Origin of the sequence: Methylibium sp. (genome assembly GCF_013817345.1) — a bacterium.
Classification (GTDB): domain Bacteria; phylum Pseudomonadota; class Gammaproteobacteria; order Burkholderiales; family Burkholderiaceae_C; genus Methylibium.
Genome location: NZ_JACDCW010000027.1, coordinates 19864 through 42049, shown reverse-complemented (window position 1 = coordinate 42049; position 22186 = coordinate 19864). Strand labels below are relative to the sequence as shown.

Annotated in this window: 18 protein-coding genes and 1 pseudogene; 13 read left to right on the top strand and 6 right to left on the bottom strand. The window is 68.0% G+C overall.

The window, feature by feature from the left end; genetic code table 11:
* The 6 genes and pseudogenes from H0W40_RS07390 to H0W40_RS07365 form a co-directional block, all read left to right on the top strand.
* Positions 1-482, top strand: a pseudogene (locus tag H0W40_RS07390) (hypothetical protein); the annotation flags it as partial.
* A 64-nt stretch (positions 483-546) separates the two neighbouring features.
* Positions 547-1287 carry an ABC transporter ATP-binding protein gene (locus H0W40_RS07385; RefSeq protein WP_292444836.1) on the top strand — a complete coding sequence of 247 codons (741 nt, stop codon included), beginning with the start codon at positions 547-549 and terminating at the stop codon, positions 1285-1287.
* 34 nt (positions 1288-1321) lie between these two features.
* Positions 1322-2335, top strand: a complete 1014-nt coding sequence (locus H0W40_RS07380) for a PQQ-dependent catabolism-associated beta-propeller protein (RefSeq protein ID WP_292444835.1) — start codon at positions 1322-1324, stop codon at positions 2333-2335.
* Positions 2332-3498: a branched-chain amino acid ABC transporter substrate-binding protein gene (locus tag H0W40_RS07375; RefSeq protein ID WP_292444834.1), complete on the top strand. Its 1167-nt coding sequence runs from the start codon at positions 2332-2334 to the stop codon at positions 3496-3498. Before H0W40_RS07380 ends, H0W40_RS07375 begins: the two co-directional genes overlap by 4 nt.
* Positions 3495-4364 carry an ABC transporter permease gene (locus H0W40_RS07370; RefSeq protein ID WP_292444832.1) on the top strand — a complete coding sequence of 290 codons (870 nt, stop codon included), beginning with the start codon at positions 3495-3497 and terminating at the stop codon, positions 4362-4364. The genes H0W40_RS07375 and H0W40_RS07370 overlap by 4 nt, the downstream gene beginning before the upstream one ends.
* A gap of 100 nt (positions 4365-4464) precedes the next feature.
* A complete protein-coding gene (locus H0W40_RS07365; protein ID WP_292444829.1) occupies positions 4465-5466 on the top strand; it encodes a tripartite tricarboxylate transporter substrate binding protein in 1002 nt (333 codons plus the stop codon).
* Between the two features lie 79 nt (positions 5467-5545).
* On the opposite strand, the gene H0W40_RS07360 is transcribed toward H0W40_RS07365, so the two are convergent.
* Together H0W40_RS07360 and H0W40_RS07355 are read right to left on the bottom strand one after the other, a co-directional pair.
* Positions 5546-6211 (bottom strand): response regulator transcription factor, encoded by a 666-nt coding sequence (locus H0W40_RS07360; RefSeq protein ID WP_292444828.1) that lies wholly within the window; start codon positions 6209-6211, stop codon positions 5546-5548.
* A complete protein-coding gene (locus H0W40_RS07355) occupies positions 6208-7812 on the bottom strand; it encodes a histidine kinase (RefSeq protein WP_292444826.1) in 1605 nt (534 codons plus the stop codon). Before H0W40_RS07355 ends, H0W40_RS07360 begins: the two co-directional genes overlap by 4 nt.
* A gap of 213 nt (positions 7813-8025) precedes the next feature.
* Here H0W40_RS07355 and H0W40_RS07350 point away from each other — a divergent pair, with 213 nt between their 5' ends.
* Positions 8026-10290 (top strand): TonB-dependent receptor, encoded by a 2265-nt coding sequence (locus H0W40_RS07350; RefSeq protein ID WP_292444825.1) that lies wholly within the window; start codon positions 8026-8028, stop codon positions 10288-10290.
* Positions 10291-10398: 108 nt separating this feature from the next.
* Here H0W40_RS07350 and H0W40_RS07345 read toward each other — a convergent pair whose 3' ends face one another.
* From H0W40_RS07345 to H0W40_RS07335, 3 genes are all read right to left on the bottom strand, one after another.
* On the bottom strand, positions 10399-11877 hold the full coding sequence (locus tag H0W40_RS07345) for a HAMP domain-containing sensor histidine kinase (RefSeq protein ID WP_292444824.1): 1479 nt from the start codon (positions 11875-11877) through the stop codon (positions 10399-10401).
* Positions 11878-11913: 36 nt separating this feature from the next.
* Complete coding sequence (locus H0W40_RS07340) at positions 11914-12621, bottom strand: response regulator transcription factor (protein WP_292444822.1); 708 nt, start codon at positions 12619-12621, stop codon at positions 11914-11916.
* A 206-nt stretch (positions 12622-12827) separates the two neighbouring features.
* Positions 12828-13364, bottom strand: a complete 537-nt coding sequence (locus H0W40_RS07335; RefSeq protein ID WP_292444820.1) for a Spy/CpxP family protein refolding chaperone — start codon at positions 13362-13364, stop codon at positions 12828-12830.
* 297 nt (positions 13365-13661) lie between these two features.
* Between H0W40_RS07335 and H0W40_RS07330 the strand changes: the two genes are divergently transcribed.
* The gene (locus tag H0W40_RS07330) at positions 13662-15149 is read left to right on the top strand and encodes a heme peroxidase family protein (protein WP_292444818.1); all 1488 of its coding nucleotides are present in this window, start codon (positions 13662-13664) and stop codon (positions 15147-15149) included.
* 89 nt (positions 15150-15238) lie between these two features.
* On the opposite strand, the gene H0W40_RS07325 is transcribed toward H0W40_RS07330, so the two are convergent.
* Complete coding sequence (locus tag H0W40_RS07325; protein WP_292444816.1) at positions 15239-16144, bottom strand: LysR family transcriptional regulator; 906 nt, start codon at positions 16142-16144, stop codon at positions 15239-15241.
* A gap of 82 nt (positions 16145-16226) precedes the next feature.
* On the opposite strand from H0W40_RS07325, the gene H0W40_RS07320 reads away from it, so the two are divergent.
* The 5 genes from H0W40_RS07320 to H0W40_RS07300 are packed head-to-tail and all read left to right on the top strand — an operon-like array spanning position 16227 to position 22120.
* Positions 16227-17036: an enoyl-CoA hydratase-related protein gene (locus H0W40_RS07320; RefSeq protein ID WP_292444814.1), complete on the top strand. Its 810-nt coding sequence runs from the start codon at positions 16227-16229 to the stop codon at positions 17034-17036.
* A gap of 56 nt (positions 17037-17092) precedes the next feature.
* Positions 17093-18301, top strand: a complete 1209-nt coding sequence (locus H0W40_RS07315) for a thiolase family protein (protein WP_292444813.1) — start codon at positions 17093-17095, stop codon at positions 18299-18301.
* Between the two features lies 1 nt (position 18302).
* On the top strand, positions 18303-18752 hold the full coding sequence (locus H0W40_RS07310) for a Zn-ribbon domain-containing OB-fold protein (RefSeq protein ID WP_292444811.1): 450 nt from the start codon (positions 18303-18305) through the stop codon (positions 18750-18752).
* Positions 18753-18790: 38 nt separating this feature from the next.
* Complete coding sequence (locus H0W40_RS07305; protein WP_292444840.1) at positions 18791-19966, top strand: acyl-CoA dehydrogenase; 1176 nt, start codon at positions 18791-18793, stop codon at positions 19964-19966.
* A gap of 9 nt (positions 19967-19975) precedes the next feature.
* Complete coding sequence (locus H0W40_RS07300; protein WP_292444809.1) at positions 19976-22120, top strand: acetate--CoA ligase family protein; 2145 nt, start codon at positions 19976-19978, stop codon at positions 22118-22120.
* Positions 22121-22186 lie beyond the last annotated feature (66 nt).

Below are 22186 nucleotides of genomic sequence, written 5' to 3'. Positions count from 1 at the left end.
TGGTGCTCAACTGCGTGATGCACCGCTACAACCTGCCGCACGTGGGCCGCATCATCGACATGGCCGAGCGCATGGGCGTCGACTTCCTGGAACTCACCAGCACGCAGTACCACGGCTGGGCCTGGCTCAACCGCGACGCGCTCATGCCCACGCCGCAGGACCTGGCCGACGCCGAAGCGGTGGTCGACGCCAGCCGGCAACGCCTCGCCGGGCGCATGAAGATCCTGTGGATTTCGGCCCACGCCCTCGATGCACGGCCCACGCCTGGCATGGCCGATGCGAGCGCCGCGTTCACGGTCATCGCACCCGACGGCCGCGTCGTGAGTTCGGCAAAGGCCACCCCATCCGCACCGAGCCAGCCCCTGCGTTTCATCCCCGGCGCAGCGCGCAGCGGCAACCTCTGGTTGCGCACCGACGCAAACTCCCACGCCCTCACGGACGAGCCTGCGGCGGTAGAGTCAGCGCTCCTCGAAGCGCGGTGATGCGCCGCGGCCTCGCACCGGGCAGCGCGCTGCCCGATCCCCCATCCCCGGAGAAGAACAACCGATGCTGAGCGTGCGCGGTCTGACCAAACGCTATGGCGAGCGCGTCGCGCTGAAGTCCTTGAGCCTCGAGCTGCGCGCCGGCCAGTTCACCGCCCTGCTCGGCCCCAACGGCGCGGGCAAATCGACGCTGTTCCAAGTGCTCACCGGCCTGTTCGCGGCCGACGAAGGCGAGGTCGAAGTGGCCGGCCATTCGCTGCGCCACGGCGCTTCGGCGGCGCTGCGCCACATCGGCGTGGTGTTCCAGCAGATCTCACTCGACATGGACCTGAGCATCCAGCGCAACCTGCTGTTCCAGGCCGATCTGCAGGGCCTGCCGCGCGCACTGGCGAAGGAGCGCATCGCGGCGGGCTGCGCGCGACTCGGTGTCGATGCCGACCTGAACCGCACGGTGCGCGAGCTCTCCGGCGGCAACCGGCGCAAGGTGGAACTCGTGCGCGCGATGCTGCACCAACCTGCCGTGATGCTGATGGACGAAGCCACCGTGGGCCTGGACCCGAAATCGCGACGCGACCTGCTGTCCGCGATGCGAGACGACGTGCGCGAGCGCGGCGTGTGCGTGCTGTGGGCGACGCACCTGGTCGAAGAAGCGGAGCAGGCAGACCGCGTGCTGGTGCTCGACAAGGGCGAGCTGCTGGCCGACGGCACGCCGGCCGAGGTGACCGCCGCACTCGGCGAGGCCACGCTGGAGCGCGGCTTCATCGCACGCACAGGAGGCGCCGGCGAGCGCTCGAAGGCGGCCTGACGCCGTGCATTTACAAAGACAGGAAAAAATCCCGATGAACAACACGAAGAAGCTTCCGACCGTGGCGACGACCGCCCGGGCCCTGCTCACGCTGACGGCGGCCGTGACAGTGACCGCACTCACGCTGGCCGGCCCGGCCCACGCCGGCACCGCCTACGTCAGCAGCGAGAAAGACGATGCGCTCACCCTGATCGACACCGACACGCTCGCGGTCAAGGGCACCATCGCCACCTGCAAGCGCGCGCGCCACGTGCAGCTCATGCCGGGCGGCAAGCAGCTCATGGTGGCGTGCACCGATTCCAACGAGGCCGACGTGATCGACCTCGCCACCGGCAAGTCGGTCAAGCGCGTGCCGCTCGGCGACGAGCCCGAGGCCTTCGACCTCTCGCCCGACGGCAGGACGATCTACGTTTCCAACGAAGACGAAGGCGAGGCCAGCTTCATCGACGCGGCCACCGGCAAGGTGCTCAAGACCGTGAAGGTCGGCGAGGAGCCCGAGGGCGTGAAGGTCAGCGCCGACGGCAAGCTGCTCTACATCACCTCCGAGGTCGCCAGCCTGGTGCACGTGATCGACACCGCCACCGGCAAGGTGGTCAAGAACGTGAAGGTCGGCAAGCGTCCGCGCCGCATGGCGATCACGCCCGACGGCAAGGAGCTGTGGGTGACCAGCGAGCTCGACGCCAGCGCCACCATCATCGACACCGCCGACCACAGCGTGAAGGACACGATCGAGTTCACTGTGAAGGGCGCGCGCAGCGAAGACATCACGCCGGTGGGCATCACCATGACGAAGGACGGCAAGCGCGCCTTCGTCGGGCTGGGCAAGGCCAACCACGTCGCCTTCGTCGATGTGCCGGCGCGCAAGGTCACCGGCCTGGTGCTCGTCGGCCAGCGTGCATGGAACGTGGCGCTCAACAAGGACGAGTCGCGGCTGTGGGTCATCAACGGCCTGTCTGACGACGTGACGGTGGTCGACGTTGCGGGCGTCAAGGCGGTCAAGTCCATTCCCGTCGGCCGCGTGCCCTATGGCGTGGTGATCGTCGAATGAAGCGGCTTGCGCTGGGTCTTGCGGCGGCGCTGACGCTGTCGGCTGCGGCGTTGGCGACGCAGGCCGCCACGCTGAAAGCCACCTTGATCGTGGCAGAAGACGACGACCGGCTCGACCGCAGCCGCGCCGAACGCGCCTACCTCGGCCACCCGACCGGCCCGGCAGAAGACGGCGTGAAGCTCGCGCTCGAGGAAGGCCAGTTCGAACTCGATGCCGCAGGCGCCGCAGTCGAGGTCGAGACCGAGGAAGCCGCCGACCTCGCCGCAGCGCGCAGCGCCGCCGTCGCGGCCGAGAAAGCCGGTGCTGCCGTGCTGATCGCCGATCTGCCGGCCGAGTGGCTGCTCGCGGTAACCGACGCCGTGAAGATCCCCGTGCTAAACGTGAGTGCGGCAGCGGACCCGTTGCGCGGTGCGAACTGCCGTGCGAACCTTTTCCACATCATGCCCAGCGAACGCATGCGCGCCGACGCGCTCGCGCAGACGCTGCTCTCGCGCAAGTGGAGCAAGCTGCTACTGCTCGTGGGCAGCAGCCCCATAGACCAGCAGCGCGCGCAGGTGGTTCAGGCGGCGCTCAAGCGCTACGGCCTGCAGCTGGTGGCGAACAAGCCCTTCAAGCTCTCGGCCGACCCCCGCGAGCGCAATCTCGCCAACCCGCTGCTGCTCACGGCCGGCACCCAGTACGACGCCGTCTGGGTGGTCGACAGCGACGGCGAATTTGCCCGCGCCCTGCCCTACCGCACCGTGCTACCGCGCCCGGTGGTCGGCGACGCCGGCCTGGTGCCCGTGGGCTGGCACGCACAGTTCGAACGCTTCGGCGCGCCGCAGGTTTCGCGCCGCTTCCACAAGGCGACTGATCGGCCGATGACCGCGCACGACTGGAGCGCGTGGATGGCCGGCAAGGCGCTGGTCGCGCTGGCTTCGGCTCAGCCCAAAGGCCCGAATACCGCGTGGCAACAGGCGCTCGGCAAGACGCAACTCGATGGCTCCAAGGGCGTGAGCATGACCTTCCGCCCCTGGGACGGCCAACTGCGCCAGCCGATGCTCCTGACCGACGGCCAGGGCGTGATCTCGCAGGCGCCGATCGAAGGCATCCTCCACCCGACCAACGTGCTCGACACGCTCGGCACCGATGCCGGCGAGAAGCTTTGCAAGGCCCCGCGATGAGCAGCACCCTGGCGTTGAACCCGACCGCCTCTGGCGCGCGCCGCGGCGTGCCGCATGCGCTGCAGGCGCTGCGCGCGATCGTGATGCGCGAGCTGATGAAGTTCCTGCAACAGACCGGCCGGCTCGTCTCGGCGCTGGTGCGCCCGCTGCTGTGGCTGGCGGTGTTCGCGGCGGGCTTTCGCAATGTGTTCGGCATCGCCATCGTCGAGCCCTACGACACCTACATCCCCTATGAGGTCTACATCGCGCCCGGATTGGTCGGCATGGTGCTTCTCTTCAACGGCATGCAGTCCTCGCTGGCCATGGTGTATGACCGCGAAATGGGGCTGATGCGCCTCCTGCTCACCGCGCCGTTGCCGCGGCCGTGGCTGCTGTTCTGCAAACTCGCGGCGACCGCGCTGCTTTCGGTGATCCAGGCGCTGGCCTTCGTGGCCATCGCGCTGCTGATCGGCACCGAGCTGCCCGTGTTCACCTTGAATGGCCTGCACGCGCTGGGCGCGGTGCTCGCCGGCGCGCTGATGCTCGGGGCGCTCGGCCTGCTGCTGTCGGTGCACATCAAGCAGCTCGAGAACTTCGCCGGCACGATGAACTTCGTCATCTTCCCGATGTACTTCCTTTCCACCGCGCTCTACCCGCTGTGGAAGCTGCAGGAGTCCGGCGCCGAATGGGTGTACCAGGCGGCGCGCTTCAACCCGTTCACGCATGCGGTGGAGTGGATTCGCTTTGCGCTCTACGGCAAGGACCCGGGCATGGCGCCCTACGTGGTGCTCGGCTGCCTGGCGGTGTTCTTCGCGCTGGCCTGCTGGGGCTACGACCCGCAACGCGGCTTCGGCCAACTGGCCAAGCGCGGCGGCGGCGGCGGATGAACGCACAGGACCGAACCCCCGACTTACTGCCGCCCATCAAGACGGTGCGAAGCACCGAGAGCGGCGCATCGAGCGCAGCCCGCCTGTGTCCAGAGGAATCATGAAGCCCGCCTCGCGCAACCTCCTTCGCCGCCGCACCCTGCTGCGCGGCACCGCCGCCTCGCTGGCGCTGCCCGCAGTGGGCACGCGGGCGCAAGGCGACTTCTTCACCCGGCCGATCACCTTATGGGTACCCTGGCCGCCCGGTGGCGGCACCGACCTGTCGATGCGCGTGCTGGCCGAGGCCGCCTCGCATCACCTGAGCCAGAAGGTCGTTACGGAAAACCGCTCCGGTGCCGGCGGCACCTTGTGCATGCCGATCCTGCAGCAGGCCGCGCCCGACGGCTACACCATCGCGCAACTGCCGCAGACGATCTTCCGCGCGCCCTATACGCAAAAGGTGCTGTGGGATCCGATCCGTGACGTGACACCGATCCTCCAGCTCACCGGCACCACCTTCGGCATGGTGGTCGCCACTGAGAGCCCCATCAAGACGCTGGACGACGTGTTCGCCGCGGCGCGCAAGGGCAGCGCCCAGGGCAAGAAGATCACGATCGCGAGCAACGGTGTGGGCACCACGCCGCACGTCGTGATCGAACAGCTGTTCGCCAAGCAGGGGCTGGAGTACCTGCACATTCCCTACAAGGGCGTGGCCGAGCAGATGCTCGGCGTGGCGAGCGGGCAGGTGCAGGTGGGCGTGGGCTCGACCGCCTTCGGCCCCTTCGTCGACAACGGCAAGCTGCGCCTGCTCATGACCTTTGGCGAAGAGCGCAGCAAGCGCTGGCCACAGACACCCACGCTCGAGGAACTGGGCCACGGCATCGTCGCCACCTCGCCCTACGGCCTGGGCGGCCCGCGCGGCCTGCCGCAGCCGATCGTGCAGATCCTCCACGAAGGCTTTCGGGCGGCGATGCTGGAGCCGGCGTACATCGCCGAGCTGGCGCGGTCGGACCAGCAATTGGCCTATCTCGGGCCGGAGGAATACGCCAAGGCGTGCCGGGAAGCGTATGCGGCGGAAAAGCTGATCGTGCAGCGGCTGGGGTTGATGCGGCGAGGGGGATGAGGTTCGGTCTGCCGCCCACAGGCTGCAAACCACAGAATCAGTTCAAAGGGCTGTGTCGCGTGCCAGCTGCGGCAAACGATCAAGCCGACGGCCCGAGCAGCCCGTGCTCGCTCGCATAGCGCAGCAGCTCCACCGCACTGCCCGCGCCCAGCTTCTGGCGGATCTGCGTCTGGTAGTTCGCCACCGTCTTCGTGCTCAGTCGCAGTGCCTGGGCGATCTCTTCGACGCTGCGGCCCGTGCACAGCTGCTGAAGGATGTCGAACTCGCGACTGCTCAGTCTGCGGTGTGGCGGGCCGTCCGCGGACTGGGCTGCGCCGAGTGCAGCCACGTCGGGCGAGAGCGCGGTTTCGCCGCGTGCGGCGCGGCGCACGGCATCGACCAGCACTTCGGGTGCGCTGCTCTTGGTCACGAAGCCGGCCGCGCCGGCGCGCAGGCACTGGTCGAGCATGGCGGCGCCGTCGTGCATGGTGAACACGAGCACCGGCAGGCCGGGCCGCCGCTGGGTCAGGCGGCGCAGCAGTTCCAGACCACTGCGGCCCGGCATCGACAGGTCGAGCACCAGCAGGTCGATCGCATCGCCGCCCGCGCCGGTGAGCGTGCCATAGGCGGAATCGGCGTCGGAGAACTCGGCGACGACCGCCATGTCGGGCTCGAGTTCGAGCAAGCGGCGGTAGCCGGCGCGCACGACGGCGTGGTCGTCGGCCAGCGCAACACGCAGGGTCGTGGAGAGGATCGTTTCGCTCATGGCGCAGTGTCGCCGCGCAGGTTCTGCGTGCCGGCACCGTCGGCTGAATCGCCGCGCGCCGCACGGTCGACGTCGTTGTCGACGCCGTTGATGCCGCGACTGCCGCTACCGCTACCGCTACCGCTGACGTTGGCGTTGGCGTTGGCGCCGCTGCCGACCGTGTTGATCACGAACGGCAACCGCGCATCGAGGCGCAGTCCCGGCTTGGCGGTGCGCAGATCGTCGGTCGCGCGCCATTCGAGATCACCGCCCGCTGCCCAGATGCGCTCTTTCACGCCGGCCATCCCATTACCGCGCTGCCACGCGCCGGCATCCAGGCCGCGGCCGTCGTCCTCGACCGACCACTGCAGCAGACCGCGCTCGCCGTCCCTCTCGATGCGAACGCCCAGCCGCGCGTTTCGCGCGCCGGCATGGCGTGCCACGTTGGTGAGCGCCTCCTGGCTGATGCGGTAGACCGTAAGCATCAACTCGCGCGGAAGCAGGAGTTCGCTCTCGGCGGCGCCGCCCGTTCCCGCACATTCGAAATCCAGCGCGTAGCGCGTGGCTTGCCCGGGCGACTGAGCCCAGGCCTGCACCAGGCTTTCGAGCAGTTCGCGCAAGCGCAGCGCCGGCTCGTCGCCTGCTTCCTGGCTCGAGTCGCTCAAGCCGAGCGGGCGCAGCCGCGTCAGCAGGCCGCGCACCTCCTGCTGGATGCGCGCGCACTGCTCGGCCATGCCGGCCACCACGGCGGCGAGCTCGGGAACGTGAGCCAGGCGCCGCTGCAGCCAGGCGGCATCGACGCGCAAGGCAGTGAGGTGCTGGCCGAACTCGTCGTGCAGTTCGCGCGCGAGCCGGCTGCGCTCGTCCTCCTGCAAGGTGAGCACCTGGCGCGCCAGGCCGCGGCGCGCCTCCTCGGCTTGTTCCAGCGCACCGCTCAGGTGGCGCAGCGCGGTGGCGATGGCATCGAGTTCGCGGATCGGCATCGGCGGCAGCCCGCGCAGCGGTGCCAGCTCCTGGCGTTCGATGCGCGCAATGGCGTCGAGCAGCGGACGCAACGGCCTGAACGCGCGGCGCAAGTGCAGGTGCATCACGGCGAGCATGACCACGCTGCCCAGCGCCAGCAGGCCGAGCAGTTCGAGCAGTTGCTCGAGCGCCTCGCGCTGCTCGCTGTCGGGCGAAGCGCGCAGTTGCAGGCGCCAGACTTCGCCGCCCGGCCGCGGCAAGGGCCAGTCCACCACGTGCTCGGGCGGCGGCGGAAAAACGCGCTGGTTCAGCGCAATCAGCCAGCCGAGTGCGAACGGCGGCGGCTCGATTTGCGCCTCCGGCAACAGCGCGAGGCCGTCGTCGTCGTACAACTGCAGACGAAGGTGCCGCAGGTTCTCCGAGGTCTGCAACCAGCGCAGGGCCTGAAGCATTTCGGCGCGCGGGCGCTGCTCGGCCACCGGCGCGGCCAGCAGCGCCATCGCGCGGGCGAGGGTCACGGCCGCATCGGTTTCCTCGCGCATGTCATCACGCGCCCGCCACAAGCCGAGCAGCAGCGCGAGCAGCAAGCCGACGAGCGCGACCGCCAGCGCGCCGCGCATGACGACGCGCGGCAACTCGATCGGAGCCGGAGCGCGCATCAAGTCGGGAAAAATTCCTGCCGCTCGCGAAGAGTCAGCTCGCTCAGAATTCAAGGTTTGCATTCATAACAACAGAGGAGACGATCGATGGGACATATCTCGAAAAGAATCGGCGGCACGCGTCCGATGGGGAACGTTGCCCGAGGCCCCGCACTATCACCGCTGTCGAAAAGCCTTGCGGCCCGAGGCTGGCTGGGAGTTGCCCTGATCGCAATGCCCGCCGTCGCGGCCGCGCAAAGCGCACCGACCCCCGGCACGCCGGCCGCGACCACGAAGCTCGACCGCGTCGAGATCATCGGCACCTCGCCGCTGCCGGGTCAGGGCATCGACCGCGACCTGTTGCCCTATTCAACCCAGCTCATCAAACGCGAGCGCATCGATGACGCGCAGGCCGGCAACCTGGTCGATTACCTCAATCGCCGCGTCCCCGGCGTGCAGGTCAACGACATCCAGGGCAGCCCATTTCAGGGCGACCTCACCTACCGCGGCTTCCGCGCCTCGCCGTTGCTCGGCGCCGGCCAGGGCCTGTCGGTCTATCTCGACGGCGTGCGCATCAACGAGCCTTTCGGCGATGTCGTCAATTTCGACCTGATTCCGGAATTTGCGGTCAACACCATCTCGCTGGTGCCCGGCGCCAACCCGGCCTTCGGCCTCAACTCACTCGGCGGCGCGCTGGCCTACACCACGCACGATGGCCGCAGCGCACCCGGCGCACGCGCCGAGATCTCCGGCGGCAGCTTCGGCCGCAAGCGACTGGACCTGAGCTACGGCCGCAACGACGAAGCCAGCGGCTGGCATCAGTTCGCCGCCTTCACGTACTTCGAAGAAGACGGCTGGCGCGACCATTCCGAAGGCGATCTCGGCCAGTTCCTCGCCAAGATCGGCCGCGACAACGGCACCACCAACTGGAGCGTGAACCTGCTGCTCGGGCGCAGCGACCTGGTCGGCAACGGCCTGATCCCTGCCTACACGATTGATGACGGCGAACTCGAGAAGGACCTGTACTTCAGCCGCCGCGAGTCGGTCTACACCTTCCCCGACCAGACCGAGAACAAGCTGGAGCAACTCAGCTTCAACCTGCAGCACGCGCTCAGCGCCACAAGCTCGATCTCGGCGCTGGCCTACGTGCGCCACAGCACGCGCGACACCGTCAACGGCGACGAGGCCGAAGAGGAACCCGAGAACCCGGGCGACCCGAACGCTGCTTTCAACAGCACGAGCACCACCCAGACCGGCTACGGCGCCGGCCTCAACTACGCCAGCCAGATCGGCGCCCACCAGTGGCAAGTGGGCGCCACGGTCGATACCAGCAGCGTCGGCTACCGGCAGTTCGAACGCGGCGGCCTGTTCACGCCCGATCGCGGCGTGGAGCCGGCGCCGGGCTTCGGCAATGAACTGTCGGCCGACGTCGACGGCGAATCCACGCACTACGGCATTTATGCCAGCGACACGATCCGGCTCGCCCCGCGCACCCACCTGACCGGCACACTGCGCTACAACCGCTCGCGCGTCGGCAACCAGCTCACCACGCGCGACGACGACACCGACGTGGTCGAAGACAAGCCGCGCGAGACCTTCACCTACAACAGCGTGAACCCGGCGCTCGGCATCGCGCACCGGATCGGCGAGGCGGGCAACACGCCGACCGTCTTCGCCAACGTGGCGCGCAACTCGCGTGCGCCGACCGTCATCGAACTCGGCTGCGCCGACCCCGAGGAACCCTGCCGCCTGCCGGCGGGGCTGCAGGCCGACCCCTTCCTTGAACAGGTCAAGTCGACCTCGATCGAGGCCGGCCTGCGCTGGCCCTTCGCCGAGAACGCGCGCTTCACCATCGCGGCTTTTCGCACCGACAACCGCGACGACATCCTGTTCCGCAGCATCGACGTCAACGGCCAGCTCGGCTACTTCGACAACTTTTCCAAGACGCGCAACCAGGGCATCGATACCGAACTCGCGCTCACGCTGGGCCGCTTCGACGTGGGCATCGGCTACAGCTTCCTCGATGCGACCTACGAGGCCGACGGCGTGCTGCGCCAGGGCGAGCGCAACGTGGCGATCGAGCCCGGCACGCGCATCGCCGGCATCCCGCGCCACACGCTCAAGCTCGGCGCCGACTGGCGAGTCGGCGGCGGCTTCTCGCTCGGGGCCGACGTGCTGGCGGTCTCCTCGCGCCGCGTGTCGGGCAACGAGGACGGCCTGCTGGAAGACACCGCACCCGGCGACGAGCCCGAAGCGCGACGCCTGAAGGTCCCCGGCTACGGGCTGCTCAACGTGCGCGCCAGCTACAAGCCCGACCGCGCGTGGGAGGTCTACGCCAATGTGACGAATGTCTTCGACCGCCGCTACGAGAACTTCGGTGCGCTCGCCGAGACCGTGTTCGACGCTCGAGGCAACGGCCCCGGCGAAGAGCGCGATGCCGTCTTCGTGGCGCCGGGCGCCGGCCGTGGTGTCTTCGTGGGGCTGCGCTACCGCTACTGACGTCGCCGTCTGCTCCCTCTCCCTCTGGGAGAGGGTTGGGGTGAGGGCCACCGCAGTGCGCTGATCCCCTGCGCCAACCGCCCGCACCTCGCACGCCGGCACCCCGCTTCAAGCCACCGGCAAACTGATCACGAAGCAGCTCCCGCCACCCTCGCGCGCTTCGCAGCGCGCCTCGCCACCGTGGTGACGCGCGATCTGGCGCACGAGGCTCAGTCCCAGACCCACGCCGCCCGCCTGCTCCGCATGCCCCGGCAGGCGATAGAAGGGCTCGAAGATGCGTTCGCGCTGCGCCTCGGGCACGCCGGGGCCGCGGTCGAGCACGCGCAGTTCAAGCTGGTTGCCGGCGCGCCTCATTTGCAATTCCGGTGCGCCCGCGCCGCCGTAGCGGCAGGCGTTCTCCAGCAGATTGCGCAACGCGCGGCGCAGCAGCCGTTCGTCGCCCGAGAGCGTGTCCGGCAGCGGCGCGCCGTGGCCGTTCTCGGGGGCGAGCGGCGTGGCCAGCGGTTCAGCCGGCGTCAGCGGCGCCTCGGGCAGATCCAGCGTCGCGTTGACACGGGCAGCCTCCTCGGCGGCCAGCGCGATCATGTCCACCGCCTCGCGCACCCGCTCATCGACGCCGTCGGGAGAGCGCTCATGGCGTGCGTCGAGCCGGCTGGCCAGCAGCACCTCCTCGACCAGCTGGTCGAGCTCTCGAATGTTGCGTTCGATCTCGGCCTTGAGCGGTGCACGCTGGGCCCCGGCCGCGCCGTCGAGCATTTCCACCGCCATCTTCATACGCGCCAGCGGGGAGCGCAGTTCGTGGCTGGCGTTCGCGAGCAGCGAGCGACTGGCCAGCACCAGCGACTCCACGCGCGCGGCGGCCTGGTTGAAGCTGGTCGCCACCGCCGCGACCTCGTCCTTGCCGGAGGCATCGACGCGGTGATACAGCGCACCGGCACCGAAAGTCTCGACGCCCTGCTTGAGCACTTCGAGGCGGCGCGTCAGCCGGCGGACCACGGGATAGGCGCCCGCGGCGACGGCCACGAACAGCAGCACCAGCGTGACGACCAGTCCGGTGCCGCGAATGAAAGCCGGCGGGTCGCCGAGCAGCCCGCGCTGGGCCGCCCGTGCGCTGCTGCGCGTGCGATAGGGACGCACCACCCACAGCACGCGACCATCGCTCAATTCCACGCGCTGCGGTGGGCGCTGGCCCAGCGCGGCGCCGGCGGCTTCGCGGCGTGCGTCGGCGTCGTCTTCTGCAGTGCCGGCAGCCGGCGCGGTGCCGGTCGTGCCTTGCGTCCCATCGCTGCGCGGATAGTCCGCCGCGGCGGCGATGCGCCGGCCCTGCTCGTCGTCGAGCGCGAGCGGCAGGCGCAGCCGGTCAGACCAATCGAGCAGTGCCTGCCCCTGCTGCTCGGGCGGCGCCGTCGGTGGCGGCAAGGCGTTGCGGATCAACTCGCCCCAGGCCGTGACCCGCTCGGTCGCGTTGTCGCGAAAGCGCTCACGCTCGGCCTCGATGTTGTGCTGCAGCAGCCAGCCCGCGATCAGCGCAAACAGCAGCAGCAGCGCCACCACCGTGAGGTAGATGCGCAGGTAGAGCGTTCTCATGCGCCGCCCCCGAGCTCAGGGCGCGCTCCGCCGGGCTCAGGCTGCCTCGGCATCCTGCTTCTTCGCGAACACGTAGCCGGCGCCGCGCACGGTAAGGATGCGGCGCGGCATCTTCGGGTCGTCTTCGATGGCGGCACGGATGCGCGAGACGTGCACGTCGATCGAGCGGTCGAAGGCCTCCAGCGCATGGCCCTTGAGCACGTCCATGATCTGATCGCGCGAGAGCACGCGGCCCGGCGCGCGGGCCAGCACGAGCAGCAGGTCGAACTGGTAGCTGGTCAGCTCGCAGGGCTTGCCTTCCAGGCGGGCCTGGCGGCCAGCGGGGTCGACCTCCAGCCGGCCGAAGCGCAGCACTTCGTCGTCGCTCGGCGGCGAGGTGCGGCGCAGCAGCGCCTTTACGCGCGCCAGCAGTTCGCGCGGCTCGAAAGGCTTGGGCAGGTAGTCGTCGGCGCCGAGTTCCAGGCCGACGATGCGGTCCATCGCCTCGCCGCGGGCCGTGAGCATGAGCAGCGGCAGGCTGCGCGTGCGCGGTGCCGCGCGGAGCTCGCGGGTGAGCTCGAGGCCGTCGCCGTCCGGCAGCATCAGGTCGAGCACCAGTGCGTCGTAGGGCTCGCGCGCCAGCCGGTCGCGGCCGGCGGCCAAAGTCGGCACGGCTTCGACGCTATAGCCGGCCTGGCGCAGGTAGTCGCCCACCATGGCGGTGAGGCGGGCGTCGTCATCGATCAGCAGCAGTCGGGCACTCATGGCGGTTTCTCGAAGGGGGAAATCCGCAGCGGTCTTCAAAGCACGCTGCGGCGGTCCACGGACAGGGCGTCTGAGAGGATAGGCCACGAGCCTTGCTCAGCGCTGTGCAATGCGGTGCAGCGGTGACGTGCCGGACGCCGAGGCCGAGGGCCCTGGCGTCCGAACGCCGCTCTCTTGCCGTGCGGAAAGCGCGTGGACCGCAAGACTCAACCGGCCGGCGCGTCGAGCTGCCGGCGCTCGCGGTGGTGCTTCTTCATCAGCTCACGCCGATCCTTCTGCTTCTCGGCCATCTGCGCGCGCTGTTCGGGTGTGAGCAAGCGGCTGATGTCGAGCATGGCCTGGGTCATGCGCTGGCTGGTCTGATCGTGCTCGGCCAGCATCTGCCGGCGCAGCGCCTCCACTGCGTTGGCGTCGACGGTCGGTTGAGCAAAAAGCTCCATTTGCTGCTGGCGCAAGGAGCGGCCGGCCGCGCGGCGATCCTTGTTTTCGGCCGCCGCGGCCTCGGCGATCTGCCTTATCTGAGCACGTTGCGCGTCGGTCGCATTCACGCTGTCGAGCATGCGCTCGATGTGGCGCGGCGAGCCGCCCCTCATCGCGCCGCCGTGGTGGCCGTGGTGCTCGTACTGGGCGTGCTGGCCTCGGCCGGGATCGGCCCATGCGGCGACGCTGGCACCTGCAAGTGCCACGGTCACACCGAGCAAAACGCCGCGCATGCCGCGCGAAGACACAGTCGAAAGTCTCATCGTGAGTCCCTGCAAGAACACCCCGGTGCGGGGTGGTACAGCCATGCTCGGTGGCGGGGGTGAAGACGGCTTGGGCTTGGGGTAAAGATGTGTGAACCCCTCACGTTCGCCGGCCCGCCCCTTGGTCACGAGCAGCAGCCACTCTGCGAAGAGCATGTCTTCGACGTCACCCCGTAGCCCCTAGCTCGCAAACCTTCTTGGGATACACAAGCTGCATTGCGCCTGCAAGAGTTCCACCGGTTGCGCGGCAGCCGACGGGCTGCGCCGACAGCCCGCTTCAATCTCAAGGAGACCCTCATGGCAGGACACGGAAAAGTCTATCGATCGGGCGACAGCCCACCCACCTCCAGCTTCTACGACCAAGGCAAGTTCGGCCGCCTTTTCGGCAACTTACCGCCCTTCGCCGCCGACACGCCGAGCAAGCGCGCCGCACTCAAGGAACTCGGCAAGCAAGGCGGCCTGATGGACGCGATGGATCAGCTCACCGCACACCCGCGCGACCTCATTACCGACGCCAACCTGTCGCTCAACAATTCCGACAACCCCGACATGCCGGCCGGTATGACGTTCCTCGGCCAGTTCCTCGATCACGATCTCACGCTCGACATCACTTCAAGCCTGGAGCAGCAGGTCGATCCGGAGCTGATTCAGAACTTCCGCACGCCGGCGTTCGAGCTCGACAGCGTGTATGGCCAGGGTCCCCAAGGCTCGCCGGCGCTCTACGACCAGAGCATCGACGACGGCCGCACCACCTTCCTGGTCGAAGCCATTCCCGGCTCGCCGGCCCAGTGCCGCGATGGCTCGCAAAAGTTCGACCTGCCACGCAACAGCCAGGGCACGCCGATCATGGGCGACCCGCGCAACGACGAAAACATGGTGCTTTCGCAGCTGCATGTGGCGATGCTGCGCTTTCACAACGCCATGGTTGCCAAGGTGAAGGCCCACACCGGCAGCACCAATACGCACGAGATCTTCACCGAGGCGCAGCGCCTGGTGCGCTGGCACTACCAGTGGATCATCGTGCACGAGTTCCTGCCCAAGACCATCGGCCAGGCGATGGTCGACGACATCCTCGAGAACGGCCGCAAGTTCTACAAGTGGCGCAACGCGCCCTACATCCCGGTGGAGTTCTCGGTATCGGCCTACCGCTTCGGGCATTCGCAAATTCGCTCGAGTTACCGCGTCAATTTCGGCCCCGTATCGACCGGCGAAGTGTTCGCCCTGCTCTTCAACGACAACCTGGCCGTCAGTCCGATCGCCTTCGACATGCGCGGTGGCACACGTGCGGCCGACCGCTTCATCGACTGGCAAACCTTCTTCGATTTCGGCAGCCCGCCGCCGCGCAACAACAAGCGCATCGACAGCAAGCTTTCGAGCGTGCTGTTCGATCTGCCGGGCATGCCGGGCGGGGAGCCGCAATCACTGGCCGGGCGCAATCTGCTGCGCCACCTGACCTTCAAGCTGCCGTCAGGCCAACGCGTCGCCAAGGCCATGAAAGAAGAACCGCTGACCCCTGCCGAACTGGCTGATCTGGCGCCGCTGCACCTGGACGACAGCACGCCCTTGTGGTTCTACATCCTCAAGGAGGCAGAACTGCGCGCCGACGGCAAACGGCTCGGCCCCGTGGGCGGGCGCATCGTCGGTGAGGTCTTCATCGGCGTCTTGCAGGGCGACGCCATGTCCTACCTTCGTCAGGAGCCCGACTGGACGCCGACGCTCGGCAGCAACGACCAGTTCACGATAGCCGATCTGCTCAACGCCGCAGGCGTCGTGACGGCCCTTTGAAAAGCCAAGAAGGCGGGCCGCAGCAAGGCCCGCCCCGACGGCTTCGGTTTCACCGCTGGAGCCGAATTCCAGCACTCGCCGCGACCTGCTCACAATCGCTGGCAGAACTCCCTCAGGTGGTCGCGGAACCACTGGTGCCCTTCGTCCGACTCGACCGATTCGTGCCAGATCAGGTACACGGGAAACTGCGGAATGCGCAAGGGCACTGCATGCGACTTCAAGCGGAAGTTGTCGGCATACAAGTACGCCATTCGCCGGGGCACGGTGCCGATCATGTCGGTGGTCTGGACGATCACCGGCATCGAGACGAAATGCGGCACCCTTACCGCAATGCGCCGTTGAAGCCCGCGTTTGTGCAAGGCCAGATCGATCATCGGCCGCGCATTGGAAGGGGCGGCCAGCACCACGTGAGGCAAGGCCAGGTACAGCTCTAGAGTGAGCCGCTCGCTGACCAGGGGGTGATCGCGGCGCGTCAGGCTCAACAGCGTTTCGGTGAGCACGCAGGTGTTGCGGTAGGCCGACTCGGTCAACACGAAGTAGTCGAGCGCCAGGTCGACCGCGCCCTCGCGCAATTCGGCCTTGAGTTGGGCGCTCGACTCCGGGCGAATCCTGATCCGGATGTTTGGCGCCACCTCGGCCAGCCACTTGATGAAGCCCGGCAGGATCACGGCTTCACCGTAGTCCTCCACGGCAATGACGAATTCGCGGTCGGAGCGGGCGAAGTCGAAGGCCTCGTCACCGCGCAGGCCGCGCTCGAGCACGTTCAAGGCCTGGCGAATCGGATCGGCGAGCTTCTTCGCCCGCGGCGTGGGCCACATTCCCTGCGCACTGCGCTCGAACAGCGGGTCCTGCAGCCGCTCGCGCAGCCTCGCCAAGGCGTTGCTGACGGTCGGCTGCGACAAGTGCAGCTTGTGCGCCGCCTTGGAGATGCTGCGTTCACCGTAAATCGCATCGAAGACCAGCAGCAGGTTCAGATCGAAGGTGCGCAGGTTCATGCGGCGGCATATTTGGAATCTGAATTCTGCCTATTCGACATTGAAAGTTGCTGAATAACAAGACCACTCCGACACTGCCTTCATGGCAACGAGTCGGGAGACGAACGCAATGGCCGAAGCCACGGCACCGGTGCTTTTGGACTGGCCGCTCGACGGCGTCGCCCGGCTGCGGCTGAACCGGCCGCAAGCGCGCAACGCGCTGAACACGGCCCTGCGCGAGGCGCTGGCTCGGGCGCTCACCGAGCTCGATCGGGACACCGACACCCGCTGCGTCATCCTGTGCGGGGCGCCGAGCTACTTCGCTGCCGGCGCCGACCTGAAGGAGATCGCTGCGCTGGGCAGCGCGGAAGTCTTCAAGCTCGACGTGCCGCGGTACTGGAAAGCGATCGCCGACTTTTCCAAGCCTTTGATCGCTGCGGTGTCCGGCCCGGCGCTGGGGGGCGGCTGCGAGCTTGCCCAACACGCCGACATCATCCTTGCCGCGCGCTGCGCGAAGTTCGGTCAGCCGGAGGTCGCTGTCGGCATCATGCCCGGGGGCGGCGCGACCCAACGCCTGGTCAGGGCACTCGGCAAGTACCGTGCAATGAAGTTGCTGCTGACGGGCGAGCCGGTCAACGCCGAGGAAGCGCTCGCGATGGGGCTGGTCACCGAAGTGGTCGAAGACGACGCCCTCGAAGCGCGCGCGCTGGAACTTGCCGCGCACATCGCCTCGCGCCCGCCGCTCGCGCTGCGCCTGATCAAGGAAGTCGCGCTTGCCGGCGCCGACGCGCCTCTCGCAACCGGCTTGATGCTGGAGCGGCGCGCCTTCGAGCTGCTGTTCGACACGGCCGATCAGAAGGAAGGCATGCAGGCCTTCGTCGAGCGCCGCCCGCCTGCCTTCGTCGGCCGATGAGCCCGGCCGCCCTGCCCTTCGACACAACGCCATCCACTTTTCAAGGAACGAGCTTCATGCGCCCAGACGTCGCCATCGTCGGCTACGGCCGAACGCCTTACAGCCGAGCCAAGCCCGGCGAGCCCGTGCTGACGGCCGACGATTACATCGCCTGGGCCGCCGACCTCGCGCTGCAAAAAGCCGGCATGTCGAAGAACGACTTCGACGGTCAGGGCCTGGGCGTGGCGCACGCCGAGGTCGCGCACACCGTCAACTGGTCGGCAGCCGTGGCCGAAAACATGGGCATCAGCCCGCAGGCGCTGATACGCGGCGATCAGGGCGGGGCCTCCGCTTCGTCGATGCTCATCCGCGCGGCCGCGATGATCAGTGCGGGCATCGTCGATCGCGTGCTCGTGGTCGGCGCCGACACGCCGTTGAACATTCCGTCGGTCGCCCCCGGGCTGCCGCTTTCTCCCGAGCGCACCCGCGGCGTTTACTGGGATTTCCAGGGACCCTTCGGCGTCATGGGCGCGAGCGCGCAGTTCGCGCTGGTGCAAAAGCGCTACATGCACGAGCACGCGCTGAAGTTCGAACAGCTCGGCAAGATCGCCGTCAATGCACGCTTTCACGCCTCGCTGAACCCGGGCGCCATCTACCGCAAGCCGTTCACGGTGCAGGAGTACCTCGAGTCGCGAATGCTTTCCGACCCGATCCGTCTGCTCGATTGCGTGCCGATCGTCAACGGCGGCCTGGCCTACATCGTGACCTCGGCCGAGACGGCGCGCACGCTCACCGACCGCCCGGTGTACCTGCGCGGCTTCGGCGAAGCCAACAACTACTACCACGGCTCGCGCACCCTGCCCGACATCACCGCCACCGGCTTTGTCCAGGCCGCGCCTCAGGCGATGAAGATGGCCGGCGTGACACACCAGGACATCGACTTCCTGCAGCCCTACGACGACTACCCCTTCATCGCGATGATGACGATCGAGGACCACGGTTTCTGCAAGAAAGGCGAAGGCGGCCAATTCGTCGAAGACCACGACCTGAGCTTCGACGGCGACTTTCCGATGTCCACAGACGGCGGTCAGCTCTCCGGCGGCCAGCCCGGCGGGGCGATCGGCGGCTTCATGCCGCTCGTCGAGGCCGTCACGCAGTTGCGCGGCGAGGCCGGCGAACGGCAGGTGCCCAACGCCACGGTCGGCACGGCCTGCGGCTTCGGCGGCATCCCGTACGGGCGCCCGGGCCGCAGCTGCATTTCCCTGGTTCTCGGAACGGAGCAATGACATGACCGAGACCGCCCTCTCCAAACCGCTGCCCGTCATCACCGACCTGACTCGCCCCTTCTGGACGGGCGCGAAGAACGGCAAGCTCATGCTGCAGAAATGCCCGCGCTGCGCCACCTTCAATTTCCATCCGAAGCCGTGGTGCATCGAGTGCGGCAGCCGCGAGCTTGCATGGACGGAGGCCAAGCCCTTCGGCACCGTCTACTCGTACACCGTGTCGCGCTCGGTGGCCATGAACTTCTCCGGCTGGCAGGCCGAATTGCCGGTGCTGATGTGCCTGATCGACCTGGACGACGGCGCGCGCATGTACGGCCAGGTGACGCACTGCAAGCCCGATGAACTCCGCATCGGCATGCGCGTGGAGGCGTACTTCGAAGCGATCAGCGAGGAGGCCGGCATCCCGAAATTCCGGCCCTCGCAGCAAGCCGCCCCCGAGGCTCGCCCTGCATGAACGCCGCGCCCGACGAAGCGACCCTGCGCAAGGCCGCCATGCAGGACGTGGCCTTCGATTGGCAGGACGCCTTGCGCCTGGATTCCCTGCTGACGCCCGAAGAAGTGATGATCCAGGGCAGCGCGCACAAGTATGCGCAGGAGCGCCTGATGCCGCGCATCCTGCAGGCGCACCGCCACGAGCGCTTCGACATCGAAGTGATGCGCGAGATGGGCGAGCTCGGCTTCCTCGGCGCGACCATCGACGGCTTCGGCTGTGCCGGCATCAGCTACGTGGGCTACGGCCTGATCGCCCGCGAGTTCGAACGCGTGGACACGGCCTATCGCTCCGCACTCGGCGTGCAGAGCACGCTGAGCATGATGCCGATCTACCTGTTCGGCAGCCAGGAGCAGCGCGAGAAGTACCTACCGGCGATGGCACGCGCCGACAAGCTCGGCTGCTTCGGCCTGACCGAGCCCGACCACGGCTCCGACCCGAGCTCGATGATCAGCCGCGCGCGCAAGGTCGAGGGCGGCTGGCGCCTCAGCGGCAACAAGACCTGGATCACCCATGCGCCGATCGCCGACCTGATGATCGTGTGGGCCAAGAACGACGACGGCAAGGTCTGCGGCTTCGTTCTCGAGCGCGGCATGAAGGGCCTGTCGACCAGCAAGATCGAGGGCAAGTTCTCCGTGCGCGCATCGCCCACCGGCGAGATCCACATGGACGACGTGTTCGTGCCCGAGGCGCAGCGCCTGCCCGGCGCCGACGGCCTCGCCGCCCCCTTCGCCTGCCTGAACAATGCGCGCTTCGGCATCTGCTGGGGTGCGATGGGTGCGGCCGAGTTCTGTTGGCACGCGGCACGCCAGTACGCACTGGACCGCAAGCAGTTCGGCCGGCCGCTCGCCGCGAACCAGCTCGTGCAGAAGAAGCTGGCCGACATGCAGACCGAGATCAACCTCGGCCTGATCGCCTGCCTGCACCTGAGCCGGCTACGCGACGAAGGCAAGGCGAGCACCGAGATGGTCTCCCTGCTCAAGCGCAACTGCGCAGGCAAGGCGCTGGACATCGCGCGCATGTCGCGCGACATCCACGGCGGCAACGGCATCTCCGACGAGTACCACGTGATTCGACACGTCCTCAATCTGGAAACCGTCAACACGCTCGAAGGCACGCACGACATCCATGCGCTCGTGCTCGGCCGCGCGCAGACGGGCATCTCCGCCTTCAAGTAAATGCGCGCCATGACTCCCCTTCCCTGCCATCGCGCCGATGCGATCGCCGCACTGATCCATCCCCGGTCGATCGCCGTGATCGGCGCTTCGTCCGACCTTTCCAAGATCAACGGACGACCGCTCAAGCACCTGATGGACAAGGGCTACACGGGGCGCATCCTGCCGGTGAACCCCAAGTACGCGCAGATCGCGGGGCTTACCTGCTACCCCACAGTCGCGAACCTGCCCGAGGCCGCCGATCTCGCGATCGTGGCGGTGCCGGCGAGCGAGGTGTTCAAGAGCATCGACGCGCTTGGCCAACGCGGCGTGCGCGCTGCCGTGATCTTCAGCTCCGGCTTCGGTGAAACCGGGCCCGAGGGCCTGGCGATGGAACACGCGCTGGCCGAATGCGCCCGCTCGCACGGCATGGTGCTGTGCGGCCCCAACTGCCTGGGCTTCGTCAACGCCTTCGAGAACGTCTACGCGACCTTCAGCCAGTACGCGGACGGCGAGACCGGGCCGGGACCGATCGCCTTCGTCACACAGTCCGGCGCATTCGGGACCGCGATTGCAGCGTTGGCGCGCGAGCGCGGCCTGGGCCTCGGCTACTTCATCAACACCGGCAACCAGGCCGACCTTGACTTCAGCGAGCTGATGCTGAGCGTGATCGAGGATCCGCGCATCCGGGTGGCGGCCGGCTACCTGGAAGGCCTGGACGACGGGGCCTCGCTCATCCGCCTGGCCCGGCGCTGCCGCGAACTGAACAAGCCGCTGGTGCTGACCAAGGTCGGCCGCATGGCCTCGGGCCAGCGCGCCGCGGCGTCGCATACCGGCGCACTGGCCGTCACCGACGCCGTGTTCGACGCTGTGATCCGCCAGTACGGCGTGCTGCGGGCTCGCAACGAAGAGCAGATGCTCGACATGCTGGAGGCGCTCAGCCAGGACCGTTGTCCCTGCGGCAACGGCCTGGGGATCGCGACACAGTCCGGCGGCGCCGGAGTGATGATGGCCGACCGTGCCGAAGAAGTCGGCCTCGTGGTGCCCGAGCTCACGCCTGCAACGACATCGCGTCTGGCAGAGGTCATGCCCGCGTTCGGTGCCGCAGGCAACCCGGTCGATGTGACCGGCCAGTTCGTGGCGCGTCCCGAACTGCTGCGCGAGTCGGTCGTGGCGCTGCTGGACGATCCGAACATCCACATCGGGATCGTCTGGCTGCAGCTGATGACGGCGCACGTCGATACCCTGGTGCACATCTTCTGCGAGATCCGTGATCGCACGACCAAGCCGCTCTTCGTCTGCTGGGTCGCCGCGCCGGCCGATGCCATGCAAAAGCTGCGCGCCCAGGGCATCGTCGTGTTCACCGCGGGGGAACGCGCGGTGGAGGCGGCAGCCGCGCTGGCCCGGCACCACGCGTTCCAGCGCAAGGCGCTCGCTGACAAATCCGCCGCGGTAAAGGCCTTGCACATCATGCCTGTCGATGCCACCGCAGGCGGCATCGTCGACGGCGTGCAACCCAGCGTTCAGGCGACCGAATGGCTGCGCGCCGCCGGCGTGCCGATGGCAGCGGTGTCGCTGGCGCGCGATGAAGACCAGGCGGTCGCGCAGTGGCGCGCCGTCGGTTCGCCTGTGGTGCTGAAGATCGAGTCGCCCGACATCACGCACAAGACCGAAGTCGGCGGCGTGATCCTGAAGCTCAACGACGAAGGCGCGGTGCGCGAGGCTTATCGGACCCTGATGCAGCGCGCTCGCGAGGCGATGCCCCATGCGCGCCTCGAAGGCGTGCTCGTGCAAGGCATGGCGCAGGGGCATCTGGAGCTCGTCGTCGGCGTGCAGCGCGATCCGGTGTTCGGCATGATCGTCATGGTCGGACTGGGCGGCGTGCTGGTCGAAGTGCTGAAGGACGTGGCGTTCCGCCACGCGCCGTTCGATGCCGACGAAGCACAAGCGATGCTTCGCGAACTGCGCATGACCGCCTTGCTCGACGGCGTGCGCGGGCAGCCTGCCGTGGATCGCACAGCGATCGCACACATGCTTTCCCGACTTTCGCATTGGGCGGCCGCGATGCACCCTTTGCTGGCCGAACTCGATCTGAACCCGGTGCTGGTCGGCGCCGATGGGCCGATCGCCGTGGATTGCGTGATGGTGCTCGAGGATCAGCGCCACCCCGCACGATGAAGACGAAGGAAGCACGCACGATGAAGAACGACAGATAGCCAAGACAAGCCCGCCCCACCTCGACCG